This window comes from Blautia sp. DFI.3.45 (genome assembly GCF_020593505.1).
Classification (GTDB): Bacteria; Bacillota; Clostridia; order Lachnospirales; family Lachnospiraceae; genus Blautia_A; species Blautia_A wexlerae.
Genome location: NZ_JAJDMI010000006.1, coordinates 1 through 24519 on the forward strand (window position 1 = coordinate 1; position 24519 = coordinate 24519).

Sequence of the window (24519 nt, forward strand, 5' to 3'; positions counted from 1 at the left end):
ATACCCCCATATAGGACTTTTATATTTCATTGTCCTATATGAGGGTAGCATATCAGGATGAATTTCTGACGAAGTGGGGAGTTTATTTTTTTAAGTTAGTCAGAGACTATTTCTGTTACATAGCTTCCATGCCCGTCTATAGCAATAACTTTTTCTTTTCCATCTTCTGTTTGAAATATCCATGGAGCAGAATAAGGATTACGAAAAAAAGGCTTACAACGAATGGTGGTGTGGTACAATGCTGTAGAAAGAAGAATGCTGGAAAGCCGTATAGTCGTATGAAGGAGAAACTCACATGCAGTTTGATGAGAGGAAAGAGGGAATAGACCCTCTGACCTACTCTGCATATTATTCTGTCTGCTTCTGTGGAAGCTGTGCAAGGATGATAGCAGCAAACATGATGACACATCCAAGGATTTCTTTAGTACTTAGTTGCTGTCTGAGGATGATCCATCCGGCTAGGACAGAGATGCAGGATTCCAGGCTGAGTATCAGGGATGCTACAGTTGGGTTCATGTTTTTCTGACCGATAATCTGCAAGGTGTAAGCTACTCCGCATGACATGACACCTGCGTAGAGGATTGGCTGCCATGCTGCCAAGATGGATGAGAGTTCCGGATGCTCAAGGAGCAGAGCGGGAATGCCGGAAAGGATACCACATGTCAGGAACTGAATGCAGGAGAGCTTTACTCCGTCTACTTTTGGAGAAAAGTAGTCGATGACCAGTATGTGCAGTGAAAATAGAAATGCGCATACCAGTACGAGCAGATCTCCTTTTCCGATAGAAAATCCATCTGTGATGCACAGGAGATAAAGTCCGATCAGAGCCATTGCAACGGCAGCCCAGATAAATTTTGTGCATTTTTTGCCAAGGAATAGTCCGATGACAGGGACGATCACAATATAACAGGCAGTGATAAAGCCGGCTTTTCCGACGGTTGTATACTTGATGCCGAACTGTTGGAAATTGCTTGCCAGACAGAGGCAGATACCGCAGGCGATACCGCCGATAATCAGAGTTTTTTTCTCCTGCATATTGGATACAGTATTACTTGAGGTGTCAGATCTGCCAGATGCTTTGGAAGCAGAATCTGAAGGAGAGTTTCTCTTTTTCAGAATAAAAATCAGTGGAATCAGAACGACTGCTCCGATAAGGGAACGGACGGCATTAAAAGTAAAGCCTCCTACGTATTTCATTCCTACGCTTTGAGCCACAAAAGCGATACCCCAGATAATCGCTGCGAGAAGCAGGAGCAGGGAATTTTTTAAAGGGATCTGTTGTTTTTGCATGATGTGTGTAATCCTTCCTTATATTAATGTGTAAAATAATAAAGTGTAAATAGAATGTATAAAATGTGGATAAAACAAAATATTTATTCATTCAGTGTGGACAGAGGCACTGGAATTTTGTAACTGTTCAGTGCCCTCATATTATAAAATATTTCAAATATATTTTAAGAGTGCCGGTGCCTTATTGATCTGAAAATGAATAAACACTTTCATAATTATACATCATAGATATAAAAAGAGAAAGAAGATTATAGAAATAAAAAGAAGCCTCTGCAGGAGACTTCTTTTTGTAAATGTGTATCTGATATTTATATCAGATAAAGATATATTTCAAAATAAACAATACAGCGAGTACATACATCAGTACACTGATCTTCTTTTCTTTTGCTTTTCCTGTAACAACGTTGATGATCACATAGGAGATAACACCCATGGAGATACCTTCAGAAATGCTGTACAGGAATGGCATTGCGATGATCGCGATAAATGCCGGGATTGCTTCAGTCATGTCGTTGAAGTCAATCTTGGTTACTGATGTGAGCATCAGGAATCCAACGATGATCAGAGCCGGTGCTGTGGCAAAGGACGGGATTGCCAGGAAGATCGGGGATAACAGCAGTGATAATCCGAAGAGGATGGCTGCTACCAGGGAAGTAAGTCCTGTACGTCCGCCTTCAGCAACACCGGAAGCACTCTCTACGAAAGTAGTAACTGTGGAAGTACCACACATAGCACCTACTGTAGTTCCTACTGCGTCAGAAAGAAGAGCACCTTTGATGTTTGGAAGTTTGCCTTCTTTGTCAAGCATATCAGCTTTGGAAGCAACACCGATCAATGTTCCAAGTGTATCGAACATATCTACAAACAGGAATGCAAACATAATGACTACGAAATCAAGTGTGAAGACAATGGAGAAGTCCATTTTCATAAATGTGGGAGCCATGCTTGGAATGGAGATTCCGTTTGAAAAATCAGGCAGGAGGCTGAACCAGCCGGCTGCAGGATCAGGTTTGTAAAGTCCTGTCAACTGACAGATAATGCCAAGTCCCCATGTGATCAGGATACCCCAGAGAATGTTTCCTTTTACACTCTTAACAAGAAGGATGGCAGTGATGAGAAGTCCGATCAGCGCCAGAAGAACTGTAATTCCTTCTGTATTGAAGGTTCCGCCGGAAACGGAGGATTTAAAGGAAAATACACTTACCAGAGTGGAGTCGTTGTTAACTACGATCTTAGCATTCTGCAGTCCGATGAAAGCAATAAACAGTCCGATACCAACAGATACCGCATGTTTCAGGTTCATTGGGATCGCATTGAAAATTGCCTCACGCACATTGGTCAGAGATAACAGGATAAAAATAATACCCTCTACAAATACAGCTGCCAGTGCCTGCTGCCAGCTGTAACCCATGCCAAGAACAACAGTGTAGGCAAAGTAGGCATTCAGGCCCATGCCAGGTGCAAGAACGAATGGATAATTAGAAAGCGCAGCCATCAGACAGGTGGCAATAAAGGATGACAGTGCGGTCGCTGTAAAAACAGCTCCTCTGTCCATGCCGGATGCTTCCAGAATGTTTGGGTTTACAGCCAGAATGTATGCCATTGTCATGAATGTGGTAATACCTGCCATAACTTCGGTCTTTACATCTGTGTGGTTCTCTTTGAGATGGAATAATTTGTCAAGATTCATAATCTTTCCCCCTTTTGATTTTAAAAATTGCCGGCTGTTTTGTGGTGTCTCAGATAATCATCCCGAAAAAACAGGGTGAAACTCCTGGAATCAATCGTCTCGGCATATCGTTTTGTTAACGATATGCCGGAAAAACACCATCAGAATCTGTATTTCCTGCAGTTACAGAATCTTTCTTCCGGCTACATATTTAGCGGTAATATTGCGGTCATCGGAAAGGTAGATCAGTCTTTCAAGTCTGTCCTTCGGAGAGAGCTTCAGTGGAGTTGGAATAGTGCTGTCATTAAGCACAACCGCATCAAATTCATACCCCTCCTTAAAGCTTCCAACCTTTCCAAAGAAGGAACCGCCTCCTTCTGTTCCCATATAAAAGGCTTCTTCAACAGTGAGCGGCTTCATGGAAGAATCAACCAGCCGCCAGTACAGCTTGGAAACCTGAATAGCATCAGCCATGGCACGCAGAATAGAAACGGAAGTTCCACCTGCAATGTCAGAGCCCAGTCCGATGTGTAGGCCTTCGTCCAGATAACGTCTCGCAGGAGAGATACCTGAGGCGAGATTTGTGTTGGACTGCGGACAATGAGCAATATAAACGCCTTGCTTTTTCATAAGGGCAATTTCTTCATCCGAAGAATGAACACAATGAGCCATAATCGTCGGACAGTCACCGCCGAAAAGATCAAACTGGCTATATGCTTCTCCATAAAAATGTGTATTCGGGCAAAGCTCCTTCACCCAGGCAATTTCACCGAAATTCTCAGAAAGGTGAGACTGCATCGGCAGGTGATATCTCTTCTGAATCTCCGAAAGCTTCTCCATCAGCTCATCAGAACAGGATGGAGTAAATCTCGGAGTAAGGATCGGCTTTACATTTTCAAATTTATCAAGCGTATCCTTAATCCACTGAACCGTAGCATCAGCAGAAGCCTGAGCACTCTCTTCCTGCAACTGCGGAGAACCATTACGGTCCATATTTACCTTGCCGACCATAGCCTTTATTCCGGTTTTATCCAGTTGTTCCATCAGGATCTCGGTAGCAGGGACATGCAGAGTTCCGAAAATACATGCTCTTGTATTCGGGCTCTTCTTCATATTCTCAGTGAAAATAGAATAAGCCTCTTTTGCAAACTCTGTATCTTCATAACGCGCTTCCTGCGGAAAAGTATAAGTATTCAGCCAGTCCAGCAGCTCAAGATCCATACCCGAGGCACGAAACGTATACTGCGGAGCATGAAGATGCAGATCAGTCAGTCCCGGAATGATCAGCTCATCGCCAAAATCTGTACATGAGATTCCTGCAAATTTCTCAGGAAGCTCATCAAACACCCCTGCACATCGCCCATCTTCACATACTAAATATCCATTTTCAGTGATGGAAAGTTCTGTCAGAGAATTACTGTAGCAAATTGTTCCCTTTAAAACAAAAGTCCGCTCGTTCATAACCATACCTCCTTTTTGTGGTTAAGGAAAGGCAAAAAAAATCTACCGATGCTGCCTTTACCTCATTCTTTCTCCCTGGGGAGAGAACTTATAGACAACTATTACGGTAGTTGGTAGAAACGTCCAACCGATTATGGACATATATAAGTTTACTTATATTGTTTATAAAATGATTATAAAATATTTGCAGTTAACTGTCAATTCCTTTCTGCAATTTAATTTATTATTCTTTTTTGTATTGCTATTTGATAATTCATAGTCTATAAAGCATTTTACAGGCAGAATTTATATAAAGTATATGATATCCCATGTGAACTTATACAATCTCTTTCATATTTAAAGTTTTTCTTATTCATGTAGGCTTTTAACATGCGAATTGATGCGATATTTTCCACCTTCCAATTACCAGCTTAGAAAAATATTTTATCTGCTATGCATTTGCAGGCATCTTAGAGATTCTTAGTCCTCTTAAATCTGCGTTATGAGAAGAAAAGTCCATTGCCTGAGCACCAGCGAGCAATCACAGACTTTTCTTCTCATGCTTTTAGCAGATTTCAGATGACTTAGAATCTCTTAGATGTCGAAACCGCATAGCAGATAAAATATTTTTCTAAGCGTCCCTCATTTTATTATTAAAATATGATATAATACTCTCCAATATCAAAAAGAAAGGAAAAACAAACATGCAGCTAGACAAAGAAAACATAAAAAAAATTCGATGGCTCATCGCATTCGCAATTCTCTTATATCTGGGTGTCCAGAACCTGCACATAGTTATCAGCACTGTCAGAGTTCTGCTTGGCTTTCTCTTTCCGTTCATCATTGGTTTCGGAATCGCTTTTATCCTCAATATTCCAATGAAATTCATAGAACATCATCTGTTCGGAAAAGCCTTGAAACAAGAGAAAAAAACAGCACAAAAACTGGCAAGGCCGGTCAGCCTGGTGCTTTCTATCTGCTTTGTGATCTGTATAATCGTGATCGTTATGCTGGTAGTAGTACCGGAACTGGGGGCAACATTCGTAAACATAGCGAAAAAGATAGAAGAAAATATTCCGGTTTTCCAGAAATGGATCGACAATGTATTCGGAAACAATCCGGAAGTTGTGAAATGGGCGCAGTCTCTTGACATTGAGCCGGGAAAAATAATCGATTCTGTACTCGGCGTACTGAAGAACGGAGTCAATAACATTGTTTCCTCCACAGTGTCCATCACCATAGGACTTCTGACTACTGCAATGAATGTATCCATTGGCTTTGTATTCGCCTGCTACGTCCTTTTGCAGAAAGAAAAGCTCCTGCAGCAGATAAAAAAAGCAATGTACGCAATGTTCCCGGAAAAACCGGTCAGATATCTGGCACATGTATGGAATCTGGCAAACAGGATTTTTTCCAGCTTTATTACCGGACAGTGTATCGAAGCTGTGATTCTTGGAAGTATGTTCTTTGTATCCATGACAATCCTGCATTTTCCATATGCAATGCTGGTGGGTGTCCTGATTTCATTTACAGCATTGATCCCGCTGTTTGGCGGAATTATCGGATGTTGGGTAGCATTTTTTCTGATCCTTATGATAAGTCCTGTAAAAGCAGTTCTGTTTCTGGGACTTTTCCTTATCCTGCAGCAGATAGAAGGAAACCTGATCTATCCTCATGTGGTAGGTGGTTCTGTCGGGCTTCCATCCATCTGGGTACTGGTAGCTGTAACACTTGGCGGCAGTCTGATGGGAATTGCGGGAATGCTGATCTTCATTCCGACAGTATCTGTCATCTATACACTTTTCAGAGAGTGGGTATATGCCCGTCTTGAGAAAAAACAGCTTGTTTTATGACGAAATGATTCGTGATGTGTAGAAAGATGTATTATTGTCCGGACAAACTTGGTAACAAATTTGTAAAAGGACTGTAAATCAGTGTAAGGTCTCTGTAATTGTAATTAATTCGATATTTCTGTATTATAGTGATATCTGGTTAAAAATGGAAGGAGATCTTAAGATGGACATCTTAAAAGGTAAACGTTATGATATTATGAATGTGCTTTGGGAAGAGGGAAGACCATTGTCTGCTTTTGAGATCAATGACATTGCACCGGAACTGAAAATGCCGACAGTAAGAAGATGCCTGGAGCTTCTTTTGAAAGAGAACCTGATCCAGGTTGCGGGAACTTCAATGAACGGCAAGGTGTATGCAAGAAATTATACCCCTCTTCTTTCAAGAGAGGATTATTTAAAGGGAAATGCCAAAAGCAGAAAGATTAATCCGGTGGAAATGATGAATGCGCTTCTGGAATCTGATGGGATTACAGTGGAAGAGCTGGAAAAACTTCAGGAGCTTATCGATAAGAAACGTGCGGAACTGGAAAGCAGATAATCATAAACATAGCAGATAAAACGGACATGGCCATCTGGCTGTGTCTTTTTTGTGCCATTTTTTACAGAATTGCAATACTGTATCAGGTAATAAAAACAGCCAGATGAATAAAGTGTCCATCTGGCTGAATCTGTTATCAATTAATTATTTCTTGTTCTGCTCAACTTCTTTTAACATCATAGCGCGAACTTTCAGTGGAAGTCCGAACAGTGTGATGAATCCATCTGCATCGTGGTGGTCATAGAGGTCACCTGTTGTGAAAGATGCAAGAGATTCATTGTACAGGCTGTATGGAGAAGTTGTACCGGCTTTGATGATGTTGCCTTTGTACAGTTTGAATTTCACTTCACCTGTTACATATTTCTGTGTGGATTCAACGAATGCCTGGATTGCCTCTCGAAGTGGTGTATACCATTTTCCTTCGTAAACAACCTGAGCGAACTGGCTGCCAAGTTTCTTCTTGGTTTCCATTGTCTCGCGGTCAAGTGTAAGTTCTTCGAGCTGTTCATGAGCTGCCATCAGGATAGTTCCACCAGGAGTCTCATATACGCCACGTGATTTCATACCAACAACACGGTTCTCAACGATATCAACGATACCGATACCGTTCTCGCCGCCTAATTTGTTAAGCTCAGTGATAATCTCGGAAACTTTCATTTCTTTGCCGTTTAATGTTTTCGGAACACCCTGCTCGAATGTCATGGTAACTTCTGTTTCTTTATCAGGGGCTTTCTCAGGTGTAACACCTAAAACAAGCATATTGTCATAATTTGGAGCCTGGGAAGGATCTTCCAGTTCCAGACCTTCATGGCTGATGTGCCATAAGTTTCTGTCACGGCTGTAGCTGTGGCTTGCATCGAATGGAAGGTCGATTCCATGAGCTTTACAGAATGCAATTTCATCTTCACGTGACTGCATGGTCCATTTGTCTGTCATACGCCATGGAGCGATGATTTTGATGTCAGGAGCAAGAGCCTTGATGCCAAGTTCGAAACGGATCTGGTCATTACCTTTACCTGTAGCACCGTGGCAGATAGCAACTGCACCTTCTTTACGTGCGATCTCAACTAATTTCTTAGCGATTGCCGGACGGGCCATGGATGTACCAAGGAGATATTTGTGTTCGTATACAGCACCTGCCTGTACACATGGAACGATGAAGTCATCACAGAATTCATCTACGATATCTTCGATATATAATTTGGAAGCACCGGAAAGCTTTGCTCTTTCATCCAGTCCGTCCAGTTCGTTTCCCTGACCGCAGTTTACGCAGCAGCAGACAACATCGTAATCAAATGTTTCTTTTAACCATGGGATTAAGGCTGTGGTATCAAGACCGCCTGAGTATGCTAAAACGACTTTTTCTTTCATGATTGTATTCCTCCTGAAATTGGATTTTATTATTTTCCTGATTTGTAAAAATTTCCTGAGATATCCGTTTGCCGAAAGTAAATGAATAGGTCGGGAGTTCAGCGCATTATTTTTGAATAAATGCGGTAATTTCTGATTGAAATTTTTGAATAAATATTCAATGCGGAACAAGATGATTTCGTGTGATTCCGCTTAACAAGTGATAATATACACCTTTTTTTATAAATATGCAATAGAAAAATGCAAAAAAGTTTTATCTGTTTTTGCATAAATATGCAACATAATATAGGAAAAGACAGGGGAAAATTCGTGAAGCAAAATAGAATCCATGTAAAAACATTGAAAAATGACTATTGCATATTATGCAGGTAAGATGTATAATTAGTCCAGCACTCTGATAGAGTAAAGTTTTACTATGAAATGAAGACCGCCGGATGAGGCGAAGATGGAGGAAATTATTATGATTAAAGCAGGAATTATCGGTGCCACAGGATATGCAGGTAACGAGATCGTGAGACTGCTTCTGGGACATAAAGATGTGGAAGTTGCGTGGTATGGTTCAAGAAGTTATATTGACCAGAAATATGCAGATGTTTATCAGAACTTTTTTAAGCTGGTAGATGCGAAATGTATGGATGATAATATGGAAGCATTAGCTGATGAAGTGGATGTGATCTTTACAGCTACTCCTCAGGGACTGTGTGCTTCTTTAATTAATGAAGGAATTCTTTCTAAGGCGAAAGTTATTGATCTGAGTGCGGATTTCCGTATTAAAGATGTGAAGAAATATGAGAAATGGTACGGAATTGAGCATAAAGCTCCGCAGTTTATTGATGAGGCGGTTTATGGTTTGTGTGAGATTAATCGTGAGGAGATTAAGAAGGCAAGATTGATTGCGAATCCGGGATGTTATCCTACATGTTCCACACTTTCTATTTATCCGCTGATTAAAGAGGGACTGATCGATCCGTCTACCATTATTATTGATGCGAAGTCCGGTACTTCAGGAGCAGGACGTGGAGCGAAGGTTGCCAATCTGTTCTGTGAAGTAAACGAGAATATTAAGGCTTATGGTGTTGCAACTCACAGACATACACCTGAGATTGAGGATCAGCTTGGTTATGCGTGCGGTAAGGAAGTGCTGATTAATTTTACACCTCATCTGATTCCTATGAATCGTGGTATTCTGGTGACTGCTTATGCTTCTCTGACTAAGGATGTTTCTTATGAAGAGGTGAAGGCAGTTTATGATAAGTATTATGAGAATGAGACTTTCGTTCGTGTGCTTGATAAGGATGTTTGTCCGCAGACTAAGTGTGTGGAAGGAAGTAATTATGTGGATGTGAACTTTAAGATCGATCCGAGAACTCATAGAGTTATTATGATGGGGGCTATGGATAATCTGGTGAAAGGTGCTGCGGGACAGGCTGTGCAGAATATGAATCTGATGTTTGGATTTAAGGAGGCTGAGGGACTGCTGCAGGTGCCGATGTGTCCGTGATAGATTAATGGAAAGGGACGCTCCGGAAATTATTTGGTTTTGAACGCGGTTTCGGGGCTTACTAACTCTAAGTGCTCGTGAATTTGCTAAAGGCATGAGGCGGCTTGTCAAACTCGCTCCGTTGCAAACTTCGCTCAGACAGTGATGCAGCCGCCTCATAACGCAAATTCCCGAGCACTAAGAGTTACTACAGCCCCTGCAAATGCGTTCAAAACCAAATAATTTCCGGAGCTGACTTTTCAGGACGGAAGAGATGTGGATGTCTGACGGACGTGACTGCGCAGGGGAGTTGCGGCAGTCGCTGAGAGTGGAGGATGTGGACGGGAAACAAGATAGTTTGTCTTATTATATAGAAAGGATTGAGGTTTTATGAAGATTATAGATGGCGGCGTTACGGCGGCTAAGGGATTTAAGGCAGCGGCGGCTGCGGCTGAGATTAAGTATAAGGGCAGAACGGATATGGCTATGGTTTACAGTGAGGTGCCATGTGTGGCTGCGGGGACTTTTACTACCAATGTGGTGAAGGCTGCGCCTGTTAAATGGGATCAGGATATTGTTTATAATCATCCGTCTGCACAGGTGGTGATCTGTAACAGTGGTATTGCCAATGCATGTACTGGTGCAGAAGGGTATGGTTATTGTAAGGAGACTGCAGATGCGGCTGCTGAGATTCTTGGGGTGGCTGCTGACAGTGTGCTGGTTGCTTCTACAGGTGTGATTGGTATGCAGGTTCCCATTGACCGTATTAAGAATGGTGTGAAGATGATGGCGCCGAAGCTGGATGGTTCTCTGGAGGCTGGTACTGAGGCGGCGAAGGCGATCATGACTACTGATACCAAAAAGAAAGAGGTTGCTGTTCAGATTGAGATTGGCGGTAAGACGGTTACTGTTGGTGGTATGTGTAAGGGTTCCGGTATGATCCATCCGAATATGTGTACAATGCTTGGGTTTGTTACTACTGATGCGAAGATTTCCAAGAAGATGCTGCAGGAAGCGTTAAGTGAGGATGTTAAGGATACTTACAATATGGTTTCTGTTGATGGAGATACTTCTACCAATGATACAGTTCTTCTTCTGGCCAATGGTCTGGCTGAGAATCCGGAGATCACAGAGAAGGGTGAGGATTACGAAACCTTCAAGGCTGCGCTGAATTATATCAATACTACTCTGGCGAAGAAGATCGCAGGTGACGGAGAGGGTGCGACTGCACTGTTTGAGGTGAAGATCATTGGTGCAGAGTCTAAGGAGCAGGCAGTTACATTGAGCAAGTCTGTTGTTACTTCTTCTCTGACAAAGGCTGCTATCTACGGACATGATGCAAACTGGGGAAGAATCCTGTGTGCTATGGGATATTCCGGTGCGAAGTTTGATCCTGAGAAGGTGGATCTGTTCTTTGAGAGTAAGGCTGGTAAGATCCAGATTATTGAGAATGGTGTGGCTGTGGATTACAGTGAAGAAGAGGCAACGAAGATTCTTTCTGAGGAAGCTGTCACAGCAATCGCTGATGTGAAGATGGGTGATGCCACAGCAACTGCATGGGGCTGTGACCTGACTTATGATTATATAAAAATCAATGCAGATTACCGTTCATAACAAAATTCTGTGAATAAGGGTGATTTTAACCGAATCAGGTAAGTCTCCTGCTTTAATTGCGAAAAGCAATAAGCAGGGATGGAGACCAGACATTGACTGGAAAAAAGGAGAGAATAATGGTTAATCAGAAATATTTGGACAAGGCGGAGGTGCTGATCGAGGCACTTCCTTATATTCAGAGATTTAATCGTAAAATCGTAGTTGTAAAGTACGGCGGAAGTGCCATGCTGGATGATGAACTGAAGAAGAACGTGATTAAGGATGTTGTTCTTCTGAAACTGGTTGGTTTCAAACCGATCATCGTTCATGGCGGTGGTAAGGAAATCAGCCGCTGGGTTGGCAAGGTTGGTATGGAGCCGAAATTTATTAACGGTCTTCGTGTTACAGATAAAGATACTATGGAGATTGCAGAGATGGTTCTTGCGAAGGTGAATAAGGAACTGGTTGCCATGGTGGAATCTCTTGGTGTAAATGCTGTTGGTATCAGTGGTAAAGACGGTGGTCTGCTGAAATGCCGCAAGAAACAGACAGAGGGTGGAGACATCGGATTTGTTGGTGAAGTTACAAAGGTTGAGCCGAAGATTCTGGAGGATCTTCTGGAGAAAGATTTCCTGCCGATCATTTTCCCGGTAGGTTATGACGATGAGTTCGCTACTTATAATATTAATGCGGATGATGCTGCATGTGCCATTGCAGAGGCTGTTCATGCTGAGAAGCTTGCATTCCTTTCTGATATTGAAGGCGTTTATAAAGACAAGGATGATTCGTCCAGCCTGATCTCTGAACTTCATGTAGATGAAGCACAGAAACTGATCGATGACGGTTATGTAGGCGGAGGTATGATTCCGAAGCTGAAAAACTGTATTGATGCCATTGAAGAAGGCGTTAACAGAGTCCATATCCTTGACGGAAGAATTCCTCACAGCTTACTGCTGGAGATCTTTACAAACAAAGGTATTGGTACTGCGATTCTGAGAGAAGACGGGGAGAAATATTACAATGAACATGAATGAACAGATGAAGGAATCCGAAGAGAGTATCCTTCACACTTATAATCGTTTTCCTGTTGTTTTTGAAAAGGGACAGGGATGTTATTTATATGATTCCGAGGGAAAGGAATATCTGGATTTTGCAGCAGGTATTGCTGTAAATTCTCTGGGATATCACTATCCGGGATATGATGAAGCATTAAAAGATCAGATTGATAAGCTGATGCATATTTCCAACTTATATTACAATGAGCCGATCATCGAAGCAGGTGCGAAGCTGGTAAAGGCAAGTAAAATGAGCAAGGCATTCTTTACCAACAGTGGTACAGAAGCAATCGAAGGTGCTTTAAAAGCAGCTAAGAAATATGCATATGTACGTGACGGACATGCAGATCATGAGATCATTGCCATGAACCATTCCTTCCATGGAAGAAGTATCGGAGCACTTTCCGTAACAGGAACTGCTCATTACAGAGAGCCCTTTGAGCCTCTGATGGGTGGTGTGAAGTTTGCGGATTTTAATGACCTTGAGAGCGTAAAGGCTCAGATCACAGATAAGACCTGCGCGATCATCACTGAGGTTGTTCAGGGTGAGGGTGGTATTTATCCGGCGAAGAAAGAATTTCTGGAAGGTCTGCGTCAGATCTGTGATGAGAAAGATATTATGCTGATCTTCGATGAGATTCAGTGCGGTATGGGAAGAACCGGACATTATTTTGCATGGCAGGCATACGGTGTACAGCCGGATATTATGACAAGTGCCAAGGCTCTTGGATGTGGTGTGCCGGTAGGTGCGTTTGTATTGAATGAGAAAGCTGCCAAAGCTTCTCTGGAGCCAGGTGATCATGGTACAACTTATGGTGGAAACCCGTTTGTATGTGCTGCAGTCAGCAAAGTATTTGACATTTATGAGAATGATAAGATCATTGAACATGTACAGGAAATGACTCCATATCTGGAACAGAAACTGGATGAAATTGTTGCAAAACATGAATGCGCTGCAACAAGACGAGGCATGGGCTTCATGCAGGGAATCGTGATCCAGGGCCGCCCGGTTGGTGAAGTTGTAAAGGCTGCGCTGGCAAAAGGACTGCTGGTGATCTCTGCAGGCAGTGATGTACTCAGAATCGTACCTCCGCTTGTGATCACAAAAGAACACATCGACAAGATGGCTGCAATTCTGGATGAGTGTATGGAATAATTTTAGATACTTCAAGAGATATTTGAATATTTTTGCAAAATGCTCCGGGTATAATCAATAACTGATTATATCCGGAGCATTATTTTTGCAGAGAAAATACCATCTTTATAGGTAAAGTCACAGGCACCGCCGTTTTTGTCGATAATGTGGCGGACAGATTCGATTCCTATGCCGTTTCCAGAGCGTTTGGAGGATTGGAAAATATTATTTTTTTGCTGTATTTTGCCATCGAAGGTGTTCTCCACATGGATCAGAAGCAGATGATTATGGTGGGGATAAACTTCCACATTAATCTTTCTGCGGGCGGGTACTGTTTTCACACTTGCCTGGATGGCATTTTCCAGCAGATTGGAGAACACAAGGCACAGATTGATCTCATCTATGGAAAGATCAGCAGGCAGGGAAACCAGTGCATGAAAAGGAATGTTTTCTCTTTCTGCAATGGTGGAATAATATCCGAAAACACTGTCAACAGCCTGATTTTCACAGAAATGCAGGTTATAGTCAGAGATTTTGCCGGTTGCAGCAGAGAGATATTCTTTAATTTTTTCTATGTCACCCTGTTCTGCCAGAGCGGACAGACGGACAAAATGATGGCGGATATCGTGACGTGCCTGCCTTGCTTCTTCAATGGCCATGCAGAGATTCTCGTATCTTTCCTGTTGAAGGGAAAGAAAATGGTTCTCCTGCTGAAGTCTGGCATTTCTGTTCAGGCTGACTGCCATCATAAGAAACAGGACATAAAACAGAAGCAGGATTATGAGCAGTACAAGACTGAAAACAATATAACACTGCAGGACTCGCCCAGTATATAAAGTACTGCGGTATTTAGGAATCATAAAAAGATTCACTCCTATGAAGATTACCGGAAGGATCCAGAATACATACCAGGTTTGAGCAAAGTTTTCGTCTGCGACCATTGTCTGTACACCGTGGAGGGCAGGATACCAGGCTGCCAGAACAAACAGCAGACAGATGACGTTATAGAAAATTCCGGCACCAGTGTGCAGCCACAGTTCGTTTTCTGTAATATGTAGGTCAGCAGTCATAAGGGCATTGACTGCCCGGGACAGACTTTTGACACATGTAAAAACTGCGAAGACTGCCAGAAAAATACTGACGGATTTCCAGACAGAGATTTTTAATGTTTTATGGTAAATGAGCATAATGACAGGCAGCAGAGGAAACAGGAACCATCTGGTCGGAATTTGCAGGGCACAGCAAACTGCCCCTCCCAAAATACAGGTTCCCAGAAAAAGGGGAAGAAGCCATGCTGTCAGCTTAAGCGGTGTCTGCCTCAGATAGTTCTTTACAGGCAGATATGCCAGCAGTATACCGGGAATGATTACGAAAAGTTCAAGTACAGGGCGAAGTATGTCAGTCATTTCAGGACCTCCTTTGGAACAGAAATTCCATAAATGTCTGTCTGGCGTTTTTCAGCAGCTTCCGGCTGACAGAGACATTGCTTCCGTTATCAAGGCGAAAGCCTGTTCCGTCAAAATCAACGGCATGCTCCAGATTGATCACAACGCCCCGGTTACACTGATAGAAACGTGAGTCCATTTTCAGGGAGGTTATGAAGGAATCAAAGGACTGGCGGGTGACCAGTTCCCTTTCACCGGAAGTGTGAATGTGGATCATATGGGAAAAATGTTCTGCGTAGATTATTTTCCGGAAGGGAATCTGAATATTACTGCCGTTTACCTTTACATCTATGTATTTCCCGGAATCCGGGATGCGGGAAAGGATTTCATCTGCCAGTACGGAAATATCATTTTCACTGTAGGGCTTTACAAGATAGTGGAGAGCCCTGACCTGAAATCCCTCTAATGCATGGTCAGTGGAAGTTGTTGTAAAGACTAGCAGACAGTCAGTATCTGACCTGCGAAGTTCTTTTGCTGTATCAATCCCGTTAGAACCATTCATATAAATATCCAGAAACACTACCGTGAAAGGACATTCCTTCGCTGCAGTGAGGAAAGTTTCTCCATTTTCATATTCAAATATATCTACGTGGACATTGCGCCTGGAAAATTGAGATTCCAGTCTGTTGCGAAGCAGTGTCCGTTCTTCTGAAATATCATCAACAATTGCAATTCTCATAGTAAATCTTCCTTTATTTATAAAATGATGTTAGGGTCAAAAGGCATTTTGCCCCTAACTTGATATCTACGAATTGCTTCGCTGCAAAGCAGCTCCCGCAATTCTCAAACATTCGAAATCCGCTGATTTACTACGTAAATCGCTGCTTTCTCATGTTTGGCGGGTCCCAAGTTCAAAAGTCTTATCGTGCAAGCACGAACGACTTTTTGAACTTTTGACCCTGATATCATAAAATTCTGCTATAAGTATATCACAAAACAATACCATGGATTTGCAATTCGTGTCATTTTCTGTCGTTTCGTGACAGAATTATTGAAAAAATTTTTGACTTTTTTATAATGAGGATAACAAATGGGAGTACATCAAATGGAAGAGGAGGGATGTCGTGTATTGTATTGCCATATTAACTGATCAGGAACAGGAAGGACAGAACTGTGCGGAATATATCAGGAATTACTGTACAGAAAAGAAAGTTTTTCCATTGATTGAAATCTATCAGAATCAGGAACAGTTTTTTGGGCGGATACGAAAAACAGTACCGGCAGTGGTGTTTCTTGCATTGCCAGGTGTGTCTGGGCTGAATGCGGCAGAACATCTCCGTTCCCTGTATCCGAAATGTGGAATCATCTGGTGCAGTGATCTTGATTTTTCGCTTCATGCGTTCAGGATGCGGATAGAATATTTTTTTATGAAACCTGTGGAAGAGCAGAAAATAAAAGAAGGACTCTCCATCTGGTTTGAACGCAGAAATGTAATATGACAAAAACACTCAGGAGGAAAACAATTATGAAGAAAAGAGCTTTAATTCTTGCAATGATCGCTTTTATAGCAGCTACAACATCTGAACCGTCAATAAATATGGTACGTGCAGAGGAAACACAGGTAGAAGAAACACAGACAGAGGAAAATGCAGGTCAGACATCAGAATTGCCTATAAAGACACTTACACCGAAGGTTATGGATGTGAATCCTTATATGGCAGCAAGTGATTCCAATATTCATCATGACTGCTATAATACAGATTCAACAGATGAGGTATTGCCTGTTGATATTTATTCTGAGATCAATGTTTCTTATGAAAAAGTTAATCCTAATGCTTCCCCGGCAGTCTTTTTTGATTCTTACGGACATGCAGTAGTTCCGTTGCTTGGTGGACTGGCAATCCGTGATATTAATGCAGAGGAAACACAGACACTGGGATATTTTTCTCCAAAACAGCATGATAATGGAGATTATCTGATCCAGAGTTCCTATTCCTTTGTAGATGAGAGTAACCGTCTGGTGTGTCCGACGAACGATAATCGGGTACTTATGCTTAAGGCTACAGATGAGGAGGGAAATGTACTTCCGGAATTTGAGAAAGTGCTGGATATTGATATTAAAGCGGCAGCAGAGGCAGCACTTGGAAAAACACTGGATCAGAATCTGTTATCTGTAGTTTTTGATTATGAGGGAAATCTCTGGTTTGCAACAGGAGGCTTCCGCATTTATCCCGACAGAAAACAGCAGGGAACCTTTGGCTATGTTTCACGTGCAGCTATCGATAAGATCTTGAATGGAGAAGATGTGGATCTGTCAGATGCAGTGTTTGTATATGAACTGGAACCGGGAGAGGGTGCAGAGAATGGTATTGCGGCATCTAAGGAGGGTGCGGTCATTCTGACAAATCAGAAGTGTTATCTGCTCAAGGCGGATAATGGTGTGAAAAAAGTCTGGGAAACTTCCTATAAAAGTGTGGGTGCCAAGGAAAGCAAAGAAGGCGATGAGACGACAGGTGGCGGTCTTGCATGGGGAGGTGGATGTTCCCCGTCTCTGACCAAAGATCTGGTTATGTTTACAGACAATCAGGATCCGGTAAATCTTATTGCGGTGGATATGAAAACAGGAGAACAGGTTGCGAGTATGCCTGTTATAGATGAGCTTCCGGAAGGTACACAGGTGTCTGTGGAAAATTCTGCAATTGTATATGATGATGGAGAGGGAACAGTAAGCACAATCGTATGTAACTGGTTTGGTGCAGGAAGTGCGAAGCTTGGAGAAGCAGATAATGATTCCTCAATACAAAGCTATGAGAATATTTATGATGTGGGCTGGCTGAGACAGGGCAATAAAATGATCGCGCCGGGTATAGAACGTGTGGATACAGTTAAGACGGAGGACGGATATGAGATGAAGAGTATCTGGTGCAGAAGTGATCTGTCTGACACTTCCATGATGAAGCTGTCCACTGCAACAGGATATATTTACGGATATGTACAGAATCTGGAAACTGGTATGTGGCAGTATATCATGCTTGATTTTGAGACAGGCGAGACTGTATTTACCATGGATATTTCTGACAAACCGGGATACAATAACATGGCTATCGGTATGTATGCCGGGAATAGCGGAAATTCACTTTATTGTCCGACCGGTTATCTGGAACTTCTGAGACTTCAGGACAGGTTTGTATATCTGCCGGAAATGCCTTACCGCAAGGTGGATCTGGATCAGGCAATGCGCAATGTGTTAAGCCAGGAGAAATTTGAAGCAGACGGCGGCCAGGGAGATGTGGAAGGATGGCTGAACACGATCACAATTGAGAATGTACATCCGAATACGACCGTTGCAATACGTATGAAAGGAATCTCAGGGGAAACAGGTTCTATGAAGCTGTATGCATATGGCGCAGATGGTACCTTGAAAGAAGTTCCGGCAGAGAAATGGCATATCCAGACAGAAGATGGTGAAACACCGGATACATTATCCGAAGACGTACTGTATGAGGTACACATGACTGTGGAAGATGGTGGTGACTTTGATCTCAGCGAAACGGAAAAAGAGATTAAGATATCCGCTGTTCTGGGAATCTGAAGGAGATTCGATACAATAATATAACCTGATTTTCCGTTTTTGGGAGCTGTTTCGGCAGCTCTCAAATTTTTTAAAAAAATTTGATTTTCAGGTGAGAGTTTTTCGGTTTTTTTGTACCTATATAAGTGAAAGACTTTTTTTGACTGTTTTTTGGGAAGGAGGTTGGAAGGTATGTATGATACCAAAACCCGTATCGCACTGGTAAAAAAACGAATGCATGAATATCACCGCCGCCAGGAGCGGCGCGCAGTCTGCCGGCTGTCTGTTCTGTGTACCCTGTTATTCCTGTCTCTTGTGGGAGCAATGGGGATAATGCAAAGCCAGCCAATAAACGTTACGGGAATGTACGGCACAATTCTGCTGCATGAGGACGCAGGCGGCTATGTGTTGGTGGCTGTCATTTCCTTTAATGTGGCAGTCGTGATTACCGCATTATGTATCAAATTCAGAAAAAGAGGACAAAAGAGTCAAGACGCAGAAGATCATGTATAAAGAAAGGAAAGGTGGAAAGCATGAGGAAAAAGTTATTAGCCGGGATTCTGGCACTTGCACTGTGTTCCGCAAATATGATCCCCCAGACCATATTTGCAGAAGAATTTACTTCCGGAAATCCGGATGTAGTGTCTGAGGAAGAAACTCCGGAGATTTTTACCAATGAGGAGCTGGAAGAGGCAGGAGAGACAGATGAGGAACTGTCTGTATTCAGTTCAGAAGAGGTTCCAGAATTTAACGATGCCCCCGATGAGGCAATGGCTGCTGCGGAAAATGAACAAGCTGGAGAAATTGTTGATTTAGCTGATAACGATAAGGTTACGAAAGGAGTTTATACTATAAAGTCGGCAGGAAATCACAAATTCATATGTAGCCAGGAAACAGGAAATAGAATTGTGGTTGATGGAGGAAAGATTTTGGCGGGAGCCAATATCAACATTTATCTTAATAACGTAAATATCAATACATTTGCTGGTCCGGCACTGCAAATAATGGGAAATGTGAAGGCTGCAGTCACTATCCATTTAACAGGCACAAATAGTCTTATAACAAAGGATAACTATAAAGCCGGTTTACAGAAAGATAACGAAGCTCAGCTTATAATAAAAACCAATGATTCAGACACTACTGCAGGAATCTTAAATGCTCGTAGTATCGATGGGGATGGCGCCGGAATTGGTGGCGGCTATCAAGGCTCCGGCTCTTGCAGTAATATTATTATTGATAGTTGTTCTGTAATTGCTAGTTCTACGTATGGTGCTGGAATTGGTGGCAGCAAGCAATGCGCTGGCAGTGATATTACCATTAATAATGCTTCTGTAAATGCTAGTTCTACGGGTGGTGCCGGAATTGGTGGCGGCTATGGATATGGAGGTTCTTGCGAAAATATTACCATTAATGGCGGCTCGGTAAAAGCCTCTTCTGTATCCGGTTCCCCAAAAAACGACCAAGATGAGGTTTACTGTTGTACTATTAACAATCCTGATTCTTTAAAGGTAAAAGTTGACGGTAGTCCATGGACACCTGTAAATCATACAAATGTTGAACCTAATAACACTAATTTGTATGCATGGCTAACTGAAGCAGAGCACATTATAACTGTTGGAACTGAAGAAAGGAAGTATTCTTTCAATAATAAGCAATTTAGTCGTATAAAAACAGATCCCACCGCTGACCAATTTGTTTTTACACAGCCAAATTTTACATATAATAAAGATAACCCTGTTGATATTAGTAAATGTATCAAATGGAAAGATGATGTCACTGGTCATGGTGAAATTACTCAAGTAACGTATTTTAAAGAAGATGGAATTTCACCCATAAACAGCCCCACAGATGCGGGTACTTATACTTTTAAGATTAATGTAGAGGAAGGTGAATACTACAGTTCAGCTACTTACATATCTGCACCAGAATGGAAATTTATCATTTCAAAAGCACAAGCACCTTCAAATAAACCAACCATTACTACAATACCCGTCTCATGGTCATGTAAGAAAGTCGGAGATGTTAAGAACTGTTTCGAGGATGACTGGAAATGGAATGATTCCGATATTTCTAAAGAATTACCTGTAGGAGAAGAAGTTTCCGCTAGAGCAGTTTATAATGGTACAGATGCTGACAATTATGTAAATAAATCTGTTGAATTTAAAATCACCAGAAAAGCATGTACACACCCACATACCGCAGAACGTTACTACTCCTCTCCATCCTGCACTTCCAGCGGCTACAGCGGAGATACCTACTGCACAGACTGTAATGAAACACTTTCCTATGGTTATACCATTTCCGCATACGGCCATGACTATGACAACGGCGTTATCACTACAGAACCAACTACAGAAACTGACGGAATCATAACTTACACCTGTAAACGATGCAAACATCAGGATACAAAAAATCTCGGAAAGCTTGGTGACGGGGAACCTTACATTGAGGGAAGTTTCCAGAAGAAAAGCTGGGATACTGTTAATGATCTGATCAAGACATCCAAAGAAAAAGATACCATCTCCATTATCATGAATGGTGCCAGGACACTTCCTGCTTCCGTTTTATCCGGGATAAAAGGAAAAGATATTTCCCTGAATCTTGATATGGAGAATGGTTTCATCTGGAAGATTAACGGTACTTCCATTACAGCAGAAACACCTGCAGATACCGATCTTTCTGTTACAAACACAGCAGAATATATCCCGGCAGCATTATACAGCCTGATTTCCACAAACCAGAATGATTTCGGTTTCCATCTTGGAAGAAACGGAACTTTTGATTTTCCGGCTGTGCTTTCTGTAAAAGCAGATGCCTCCTGTGCAGGACTTATGGCAAATCTGTTCTGGTATGATGTTGAGAATGGGGTTCTGCAGTGTATCCAGACTGTAACTGTAGGCGGTGCATTTGAGGATAGCATTCCATATGCTGACTTTACCCTTTCCAAAGGACAGGATTATTTCATGGCATTTGGTACAGAATCCCTCAATGGCAGAGTTATTCACACAGACGGAAGTATCACAGATGAAAACGGTGCATACCTGCGACCTGCCGACACCAAGATTTCCAGCTACTCCATTGACAGAAACAAGCTTACTGTCAAACTTGCCAAAGGATGTGCCGGTGCTCAGGGTTATGACTTCGTGATCAGCAGGAAATCAGATATGCTTAAGACCGGTAAATTCAGCAAAACAGTTTCCTCAACCGGCAAGCCACAGGCATCTTTCAGATATCTGGCAAAAGGTACCTGGTATGTGGCAGCCCGAAGCTGGGTTCTGGATGCACAGGGCAATAAGGTCTATGGTTCCTGGACAAAGGTTAAAAAGATCAAGATCACAGTTGTCACACCACAGCAGCCAAAGATCAGGGATATCACTGTAAAAGGAAACACAGTGACTGTTACTTACACAAAATGTAAAAATGCCACAGGTTATGAGATTCTGCTCGGAACCAAATACAAGACCTCCGCAGGAGAGAAGTATCCGGTTAAGAAATATGTGAAACGTACAGAAGGCAAAAATACCGTAACTGTAACCTTTACAAACGTAAAGAAAGGTACCTGGTATGTGACAGTGCGATCCTGGAATAGAACCTCCAAGAACAAGTCCAGAGTTTACAGTCCATATTCCACAATGAAGAAATTTGCTGTATGATTTTTTCGTAACTGAATAAACTGATACTAAAGAAAACAAGAGGTGCTGCTAAACGGCAGTACCTCTTTTCGGTACAGAAATGATTACCGGAGTAAGCAGAATGATCATATTATCCAGGAGGGCAGATTTATGTGGGGATTTATAGTGGCATTGATTTCAGGGGCACTGATGAGCATTCAGGGTGTTTTTAATACGGAGGTGACAAAGCAGACCAGCCTCTGGGTATCAACCGGATGGGTACAGCTGTCGGCTTTTGCAGTCTGCGTTCTTGCCTGGCTTTTTACAGGACGGGAAAGTGTGGCTGCACTCTGGCAGGTGAACAATAAATATACACTTCTTGGCGGAGTGATCGGAGCGTTTATTACCATTACAGTAATCCAGAGTATGGGAGCCCTTGGACCTGCCAGGGCAGCAATGCTGATCGTTATTTCGCAGCTGGCAGTTGCTTATGTAATTGAATTATTTGGATTGTTTGGGGTAGATAAAGAACCCTTTGAATGGCGCAAAATCCTTGGATTGCTGATCGCGATTTCCGGAATTGTTATATTTAAGTGGCAAAAATAAGAGTTTACTATTGTAAAATCATTAAGATTTCGTTACAATAAGGGTGGCATTATGGACAGGGGGACTCTTACTCTGAGAAATAAGAGGAGGACCCTTATGATAAAAATAAAAAACAGATGTTGTTATACTGTGACACTGATATTATGTGGAACTTTGTTTCTTACAGGACTGACAGGATGTAAGAGCAGAGAGGCACAGTTTCTGATAGATGGATTGCAGGAAGCAAAGGCAGAGGTGGATGCGGAGTCATCAGAAGAGAAAACATCAGGACAGAAGTCGAAGAAAGATACAGATGAGAAGAAAGCTGATACAGAAGATCGACAGAATGATGATGGCAGTTCTGCAGAGTCCTGGAAAAAACAGGCAGAATCAGATGGTTCAGATGCAGGTAATGGGACAGGAAGTGATTCCGGGAAACATATTTCAGATGCTGATATAGATAATGGGTCAGAAGCAGTTTCTGATAAGGAAATGCAGCAGGCGATGATCTATGTTGATGTCTGCGGAGCAGTTGCGAATCCGGGAGTTTTTCAGCTGGCAGCCGGGAGCCGGGTGTTTCAGGCGATTGAGGCAGCGGGAGGATATCTTCCCGAGGCAGCTCTAACCTGTGTAAACCGTGCAGGAGTTCTGACAGACGGACAGCAGCTTTATATTCTCACACAGGAAGAGATGGAGCGGCAGGGACTGGATCCGGCAGAGATGTCCGGGGCATCAGATGGACAGATGAATGGAAGTGCCGGGACAGGACAGAACACGGGGATGACCGCTCAGGTTCAGCAGGATAACAGGATCAACATAAATACAGCAGATGAAGCTCAGCTTACTACGCTGACGGGGATCGGTGCAACACGTGCGCAGGCGATCATTGCCTACAGAGAAGAGAACGGGCCATTTGCTGCGATAGAGGATATTATGAATGTACAGGGTATCAAAGAAGGTACTTTTGCAAAGATAAAAGATGAGATAGTAGTAGGATAAGGAGAACCGAATGAGCAGGAAAGTTTTGGTAGTAGATGATGAGAAACTGATCGTAAAAGGAATCCGTTTTAGTCTGGAACAGGATGGTATGGAGGTAGACTGCGCTTATGATGGAGAAGAGGCAGTAGAGAAAGCAAAAGATAAAAAATATGATATTATCCTTCTGGATCTGATGCTGCCGAAGATGGACGGGCTGGAAGTATGCCAGCAGATCCGTGAATTTTCCAATGTGCCGATCGTGATGCTGACAGCTAAGGGCGAGGATATGGATAAGATCCTTGGTCTTGAATATGGTGCGGATGATTATATCACCAAACCGTTCAATATCCTGGAAGTTAAGGCACGTATCAAAGCGATCATGCGCCGTGCGGGAAGCGACCACGAGGAGAAAGAAAAGGCAAAGAGCATTCAGGTGGGCGATCTTCGTATGGACTGTGAAGGCAGACGTGTATTTATTGCAGGTAAAGAGATTAATCTGACAGCAAAGGAATTTGATGTACTGGAGCTTCTGGTATTTAATCCGAATAAGGTTTACAGCCGTGAGAACTTGCTGAATATTGTATGGGGATATGAGTATCCGGGTGATGTCCGTACTGTAGACGTACATATCCGCCGTCTCCGTGAGAAGATTGAAACCAATCCAAGTGAACCGAAGTATGTACACACCAAATGGGGCGTTGGATATTATTTCCAGGCTCAATAAAAAGAACGCATGAAACAGTCAGACCACATTTTATGAAACAAAGATCATAAAATGTGGTCTGTTTTTTGTTAGGACTGATTGTGACGCACATCTTGCAGAAAGCCTTTTTCAGACACGCTCTAGAGAAAGAATGGCAGTTCAGTTTGATTTAGTTTAGTTTGGTTTACATCTGAGATGGTTTAGTATTGAACAAAACTGATAAAAATTAGACAAACAAAATAAACATCTATAGAGGAAAATG

Annotated in this window: 20 protein-coding genes and 1 riboswitch; of the genes, 14 read left to right on the top strand and 6 right to left on the bottom strand. The window is 42.4% G+C overall.

Features of this window, described 5'->3' with window-relative positions:
* Positions 1 to 348: 348 nt before the first annotated feature.
* From LJE09_RS03380 to LJE09_RS03390, 3 genes are all read right to left on the bottom strand, one after another.
* Positions 349 to 1275: a DMT family transporter gene (locus LJE09_RS03380; protein WP_055053085.1), complete on the bottom strand. Its 927-nt coding sequence runs from the start codon at positions 1273 to 1275 to the stop codon at positions 349 to 351.
* Between the two features lie 328 nt (positions 1276 to 1603).
* Positions 1604 to 2980: an NCS2 family permease gene (locus LJE09_RS03385; RefSeq protein WP_055053058.1), complete on the bottom strand. Its 1377-nt coding sequence runs from the start codon at positions 2978 to 2980 to the stop codon at positions 1604 to 1606.
* Between the two features lie 162 nt (positions 2981 to 3142).
* Complete coding sequence (locus tag LJE09_RS03390) at positions 3143 to 4420, bottom strand: amidohydrolase family protein (protein ID WP_055199706.1); 1278 nt, start codon at positions 4418 to 4420, stop codon at positions 3143 to 3145.
* Between the two features lie 71 nt (positions 4421 to 4491).
* Positions 4492 to 4587: riboswitch (purine riboswitch) on the bottom strand.
* A gap of 516 nt (positions 4588 to 5103) precedes the next feature.
* On the opposite strand from LJE09_RS03390, the gene LJE09_RS03395 reads away from it, so the two are divergent.
* Together LJE09_RS03395 and LJE09_RS03400 are read left to right on the top strand one after the other, a co-directional pair.
* Positions 5104 to 6252, top strand: a complete 1149-nt coding sequence (locus tag LJE09_RS03395) for an AI-2E family transporter (protein WP_055199707.1) — start codon at positions 5104 to 5106, stop codon at positions 6250 to 6252.
* 163 nt (positions 6253 to 6415) lie between these two features.
* Positions 6416 to 6790, top strand: coding sequence for a BlaI/MecI/CopY family transcriptional regulator (locus LJE09_RS03400; protein ID WP_020993513.1), 375 nt, complete (start codon positions 6416 to 6418; stop codon positions 6788 to 6790).
* Between the two features lie 144 nt (positions 6791 to 6934).
* Here the strand turns inward: LJE09_RS03400 and LJE09_RS03405 are convergent, their stop codons facing one another.
* Positions 6935 to 8161 carry an argininosuccinate synthase gene (locus LJE09_RS03405; RefSeq protein WP_008706208.1) on the bottom strand — a complete coding sequence of 409 codons (1227 nt, stop codon included), beginning with the start codon at positions 8159 to 8161 and terminating at the stop codon, positions 6935 to 6937.
* 460 nt (positions 8162 to 8621) lie between these two features.
* Between LJE09_RS03405 and argC the strand changes: the two genes are divergently transcribed.
* The 4 genes from argC (at position 8622) to LJE09_RS03425 (ending at position 13445) form a co-directional block, all read left to right on the top strand.
* Entirely contained in the window at positions 8622 to 9662 is a 1041-nt protein-coding gene (argC, locus tag LJE09_RS03410; RefSeq protein WP_022380055.1) for an N-acetyl-gamma-glutamyl-phosphate reductase, read from the top strand.
* A gap of 369 nt (positions 9663 to 10031) precedes the next feature.
* Positions 10032 to 11255: a bifunctional glutamate N-acetyltransferase/amino-acid acetyltransferase ArgJ gene (gene argJ / locus LJE09_RS03415; protein WP_020993511.1), complete on the top strand. Its 1224-nt coding sequence runs from the start codon at positions 10032 to 10034 to the stop codon at positions 11253 to 11255.
* A 116-nt stretch (positions 11256 to 11371) separates the two neighbouring features.
* Positions 11372 to 12268 (top strand): acetylglutamate kinase, encoded by an 897-nt coding sequence (gene argB / locus LJE09_RS03420; RefSeq protein ID WP_055053055.1) that lies wholly within the window; start codon positions 11372 to 11374, stop codon positions 12266 to 12268.
* Positions 12255 to 13445: an aspartate aminotransferase family protein gene (locus tag LJE09_RS03425; RefSeq protein WP_055053054.1), complete on the top strand. Its 1191-nt coding sequence runs from the start codon at positions 12255 to 12257 to the stop codon at positions 13443 to 13445. The genes argB and LJE09_RS03425 overlap by 14 nt, the downstream gene beginning before the upstream one ends.
* A gap of 65 nt (positions 13446 to 13510) precedes the next feature.
* Here the strand turns inward: LJE09_RS03425 and LJE09_RS03430 are convergent, their stop codons facing one another.
* Positions 13511 to 14830: an ATP-binding protein gene (locus tag LJE09_RS03430; RefSeq protein WP_055053053.1), complete on the bottom strand. Its 1320-nt coding sequence runs from the start codon at positions 14828 to 14830 to the stop codon at positions 13511 to 13513.
* Between the two features lies 1 nt (position 14831).
* Positions 14832 to 15548, bottom strand: a complete 717-nt coding sequence (locus tag LJE09_RS03435; RefSeq protein ID WP_055053052.1) for a LytR/AlgR family response regulator transcription factor — start codon at positions 15546 to 15548, stop codon at positions 14832 to 14834.
* A gap of 385 nt (positions 15549 to 15933) precedes the next feature.
* Between LJE09_RS03435 and LJE09_RS03440 the strand changes: the two genes are divergently transcribed.
* The 8 genes from LJE09_RS03440 (at position 15934) to LJE09_RS19100 (ending at position 24435) form a co-directional block, all read left to right on the top strand.
* Positions 15934 to 16308: a response regulator gene (locus tag LJE09_RS03440; RefSeq protein ID WP_008706201.1), complete on the top strand. Its 375-nt coding sequence runs from the start codon at positions 15934 to 15936 to the stop codon at positions 16306 to 16308.
* A gap of 26 nt (positions 16309 to 16334) precedes the next feature.
* Positions 16335 to 18401 (top strand): hypothetical protein, encoded by a 2067-nt coding sequence (locus LJE09_RS03445; RefSeq protein ID WP_055199710.1) that lies wholly within the window; start codon positions 16335 to 16337, stop codon positions 18399 to 18401.
* 171 nt (positions 18402 to 18572) lie between these two features.
* Entirely contained in the window at positions 18573 to 18893 is a 321-nt protein-coding gene (locus tag LJE09_RS03450; RefSeq protein WP_055199711.1) for a hypothetical protein, read from the top strand.
* A 20-nt stretch (positions 18894 to 18913) separates the two neighbouring features.
* Complete coding sequence (locus LJE09_RS03455; RefSeq protein ID WP_227194290.1) at positions 18914 to 22033, top strand: hypothetical protein; 3120 nt, start codon at positions 18914 to 18916, stop codon at positions 22031 to 22033.
* Between the two features lie 129 nt (positions 22034 to 22162).
* Entirely contained in the window at positions 22163 to 22597 is a 435-nt protein-coding gene (locus tag LJE09_RS03460; protein ID WP_128866308.1) for a DMT family transporter, read from the top strand.
* A gap of 96 nt (positions 22598 to 22693) precedes the next feature.
* Positions 22694 to 23575 (top strand): helix-hairpin-helix domain-containing protein, encoded by an 882-nt coding sequence (locus LJE09_RS03465; protein WP_055199713.1) that lies wholly within the window; start codon positions 22694 to 22696, stop codon positions 23573 to 23575.
* Positions 23576 to 23585: 10 nt separating this feature from the next.
* Positions 23586 to 24278 (top strand): response regulator transcription factor, encoded by a 693-nt coding sequence (locus LJE09_RS03470; RefSeq protein ID WP_008706194.1) that lies wholly within the window; start codon positions 23586 to 23588, stop codon positions 24276 to 24278.
* A 58-nt stretch (positions 24279 to 24336) separates the two neighbouring features.
* Positions 24337 to 24435 (top strand): DUF6783 domain-containing protein, encoded by a 99-nt coding sequence (locus LJE09_RS19100; protein ID WP_368222107.1) that lies wholly within the window; start codon positions 24337 to 24339, stop codon positions 24433 to 24435.
* Positions 24436 to 24519: the final 84 nt, after the last annotated feature.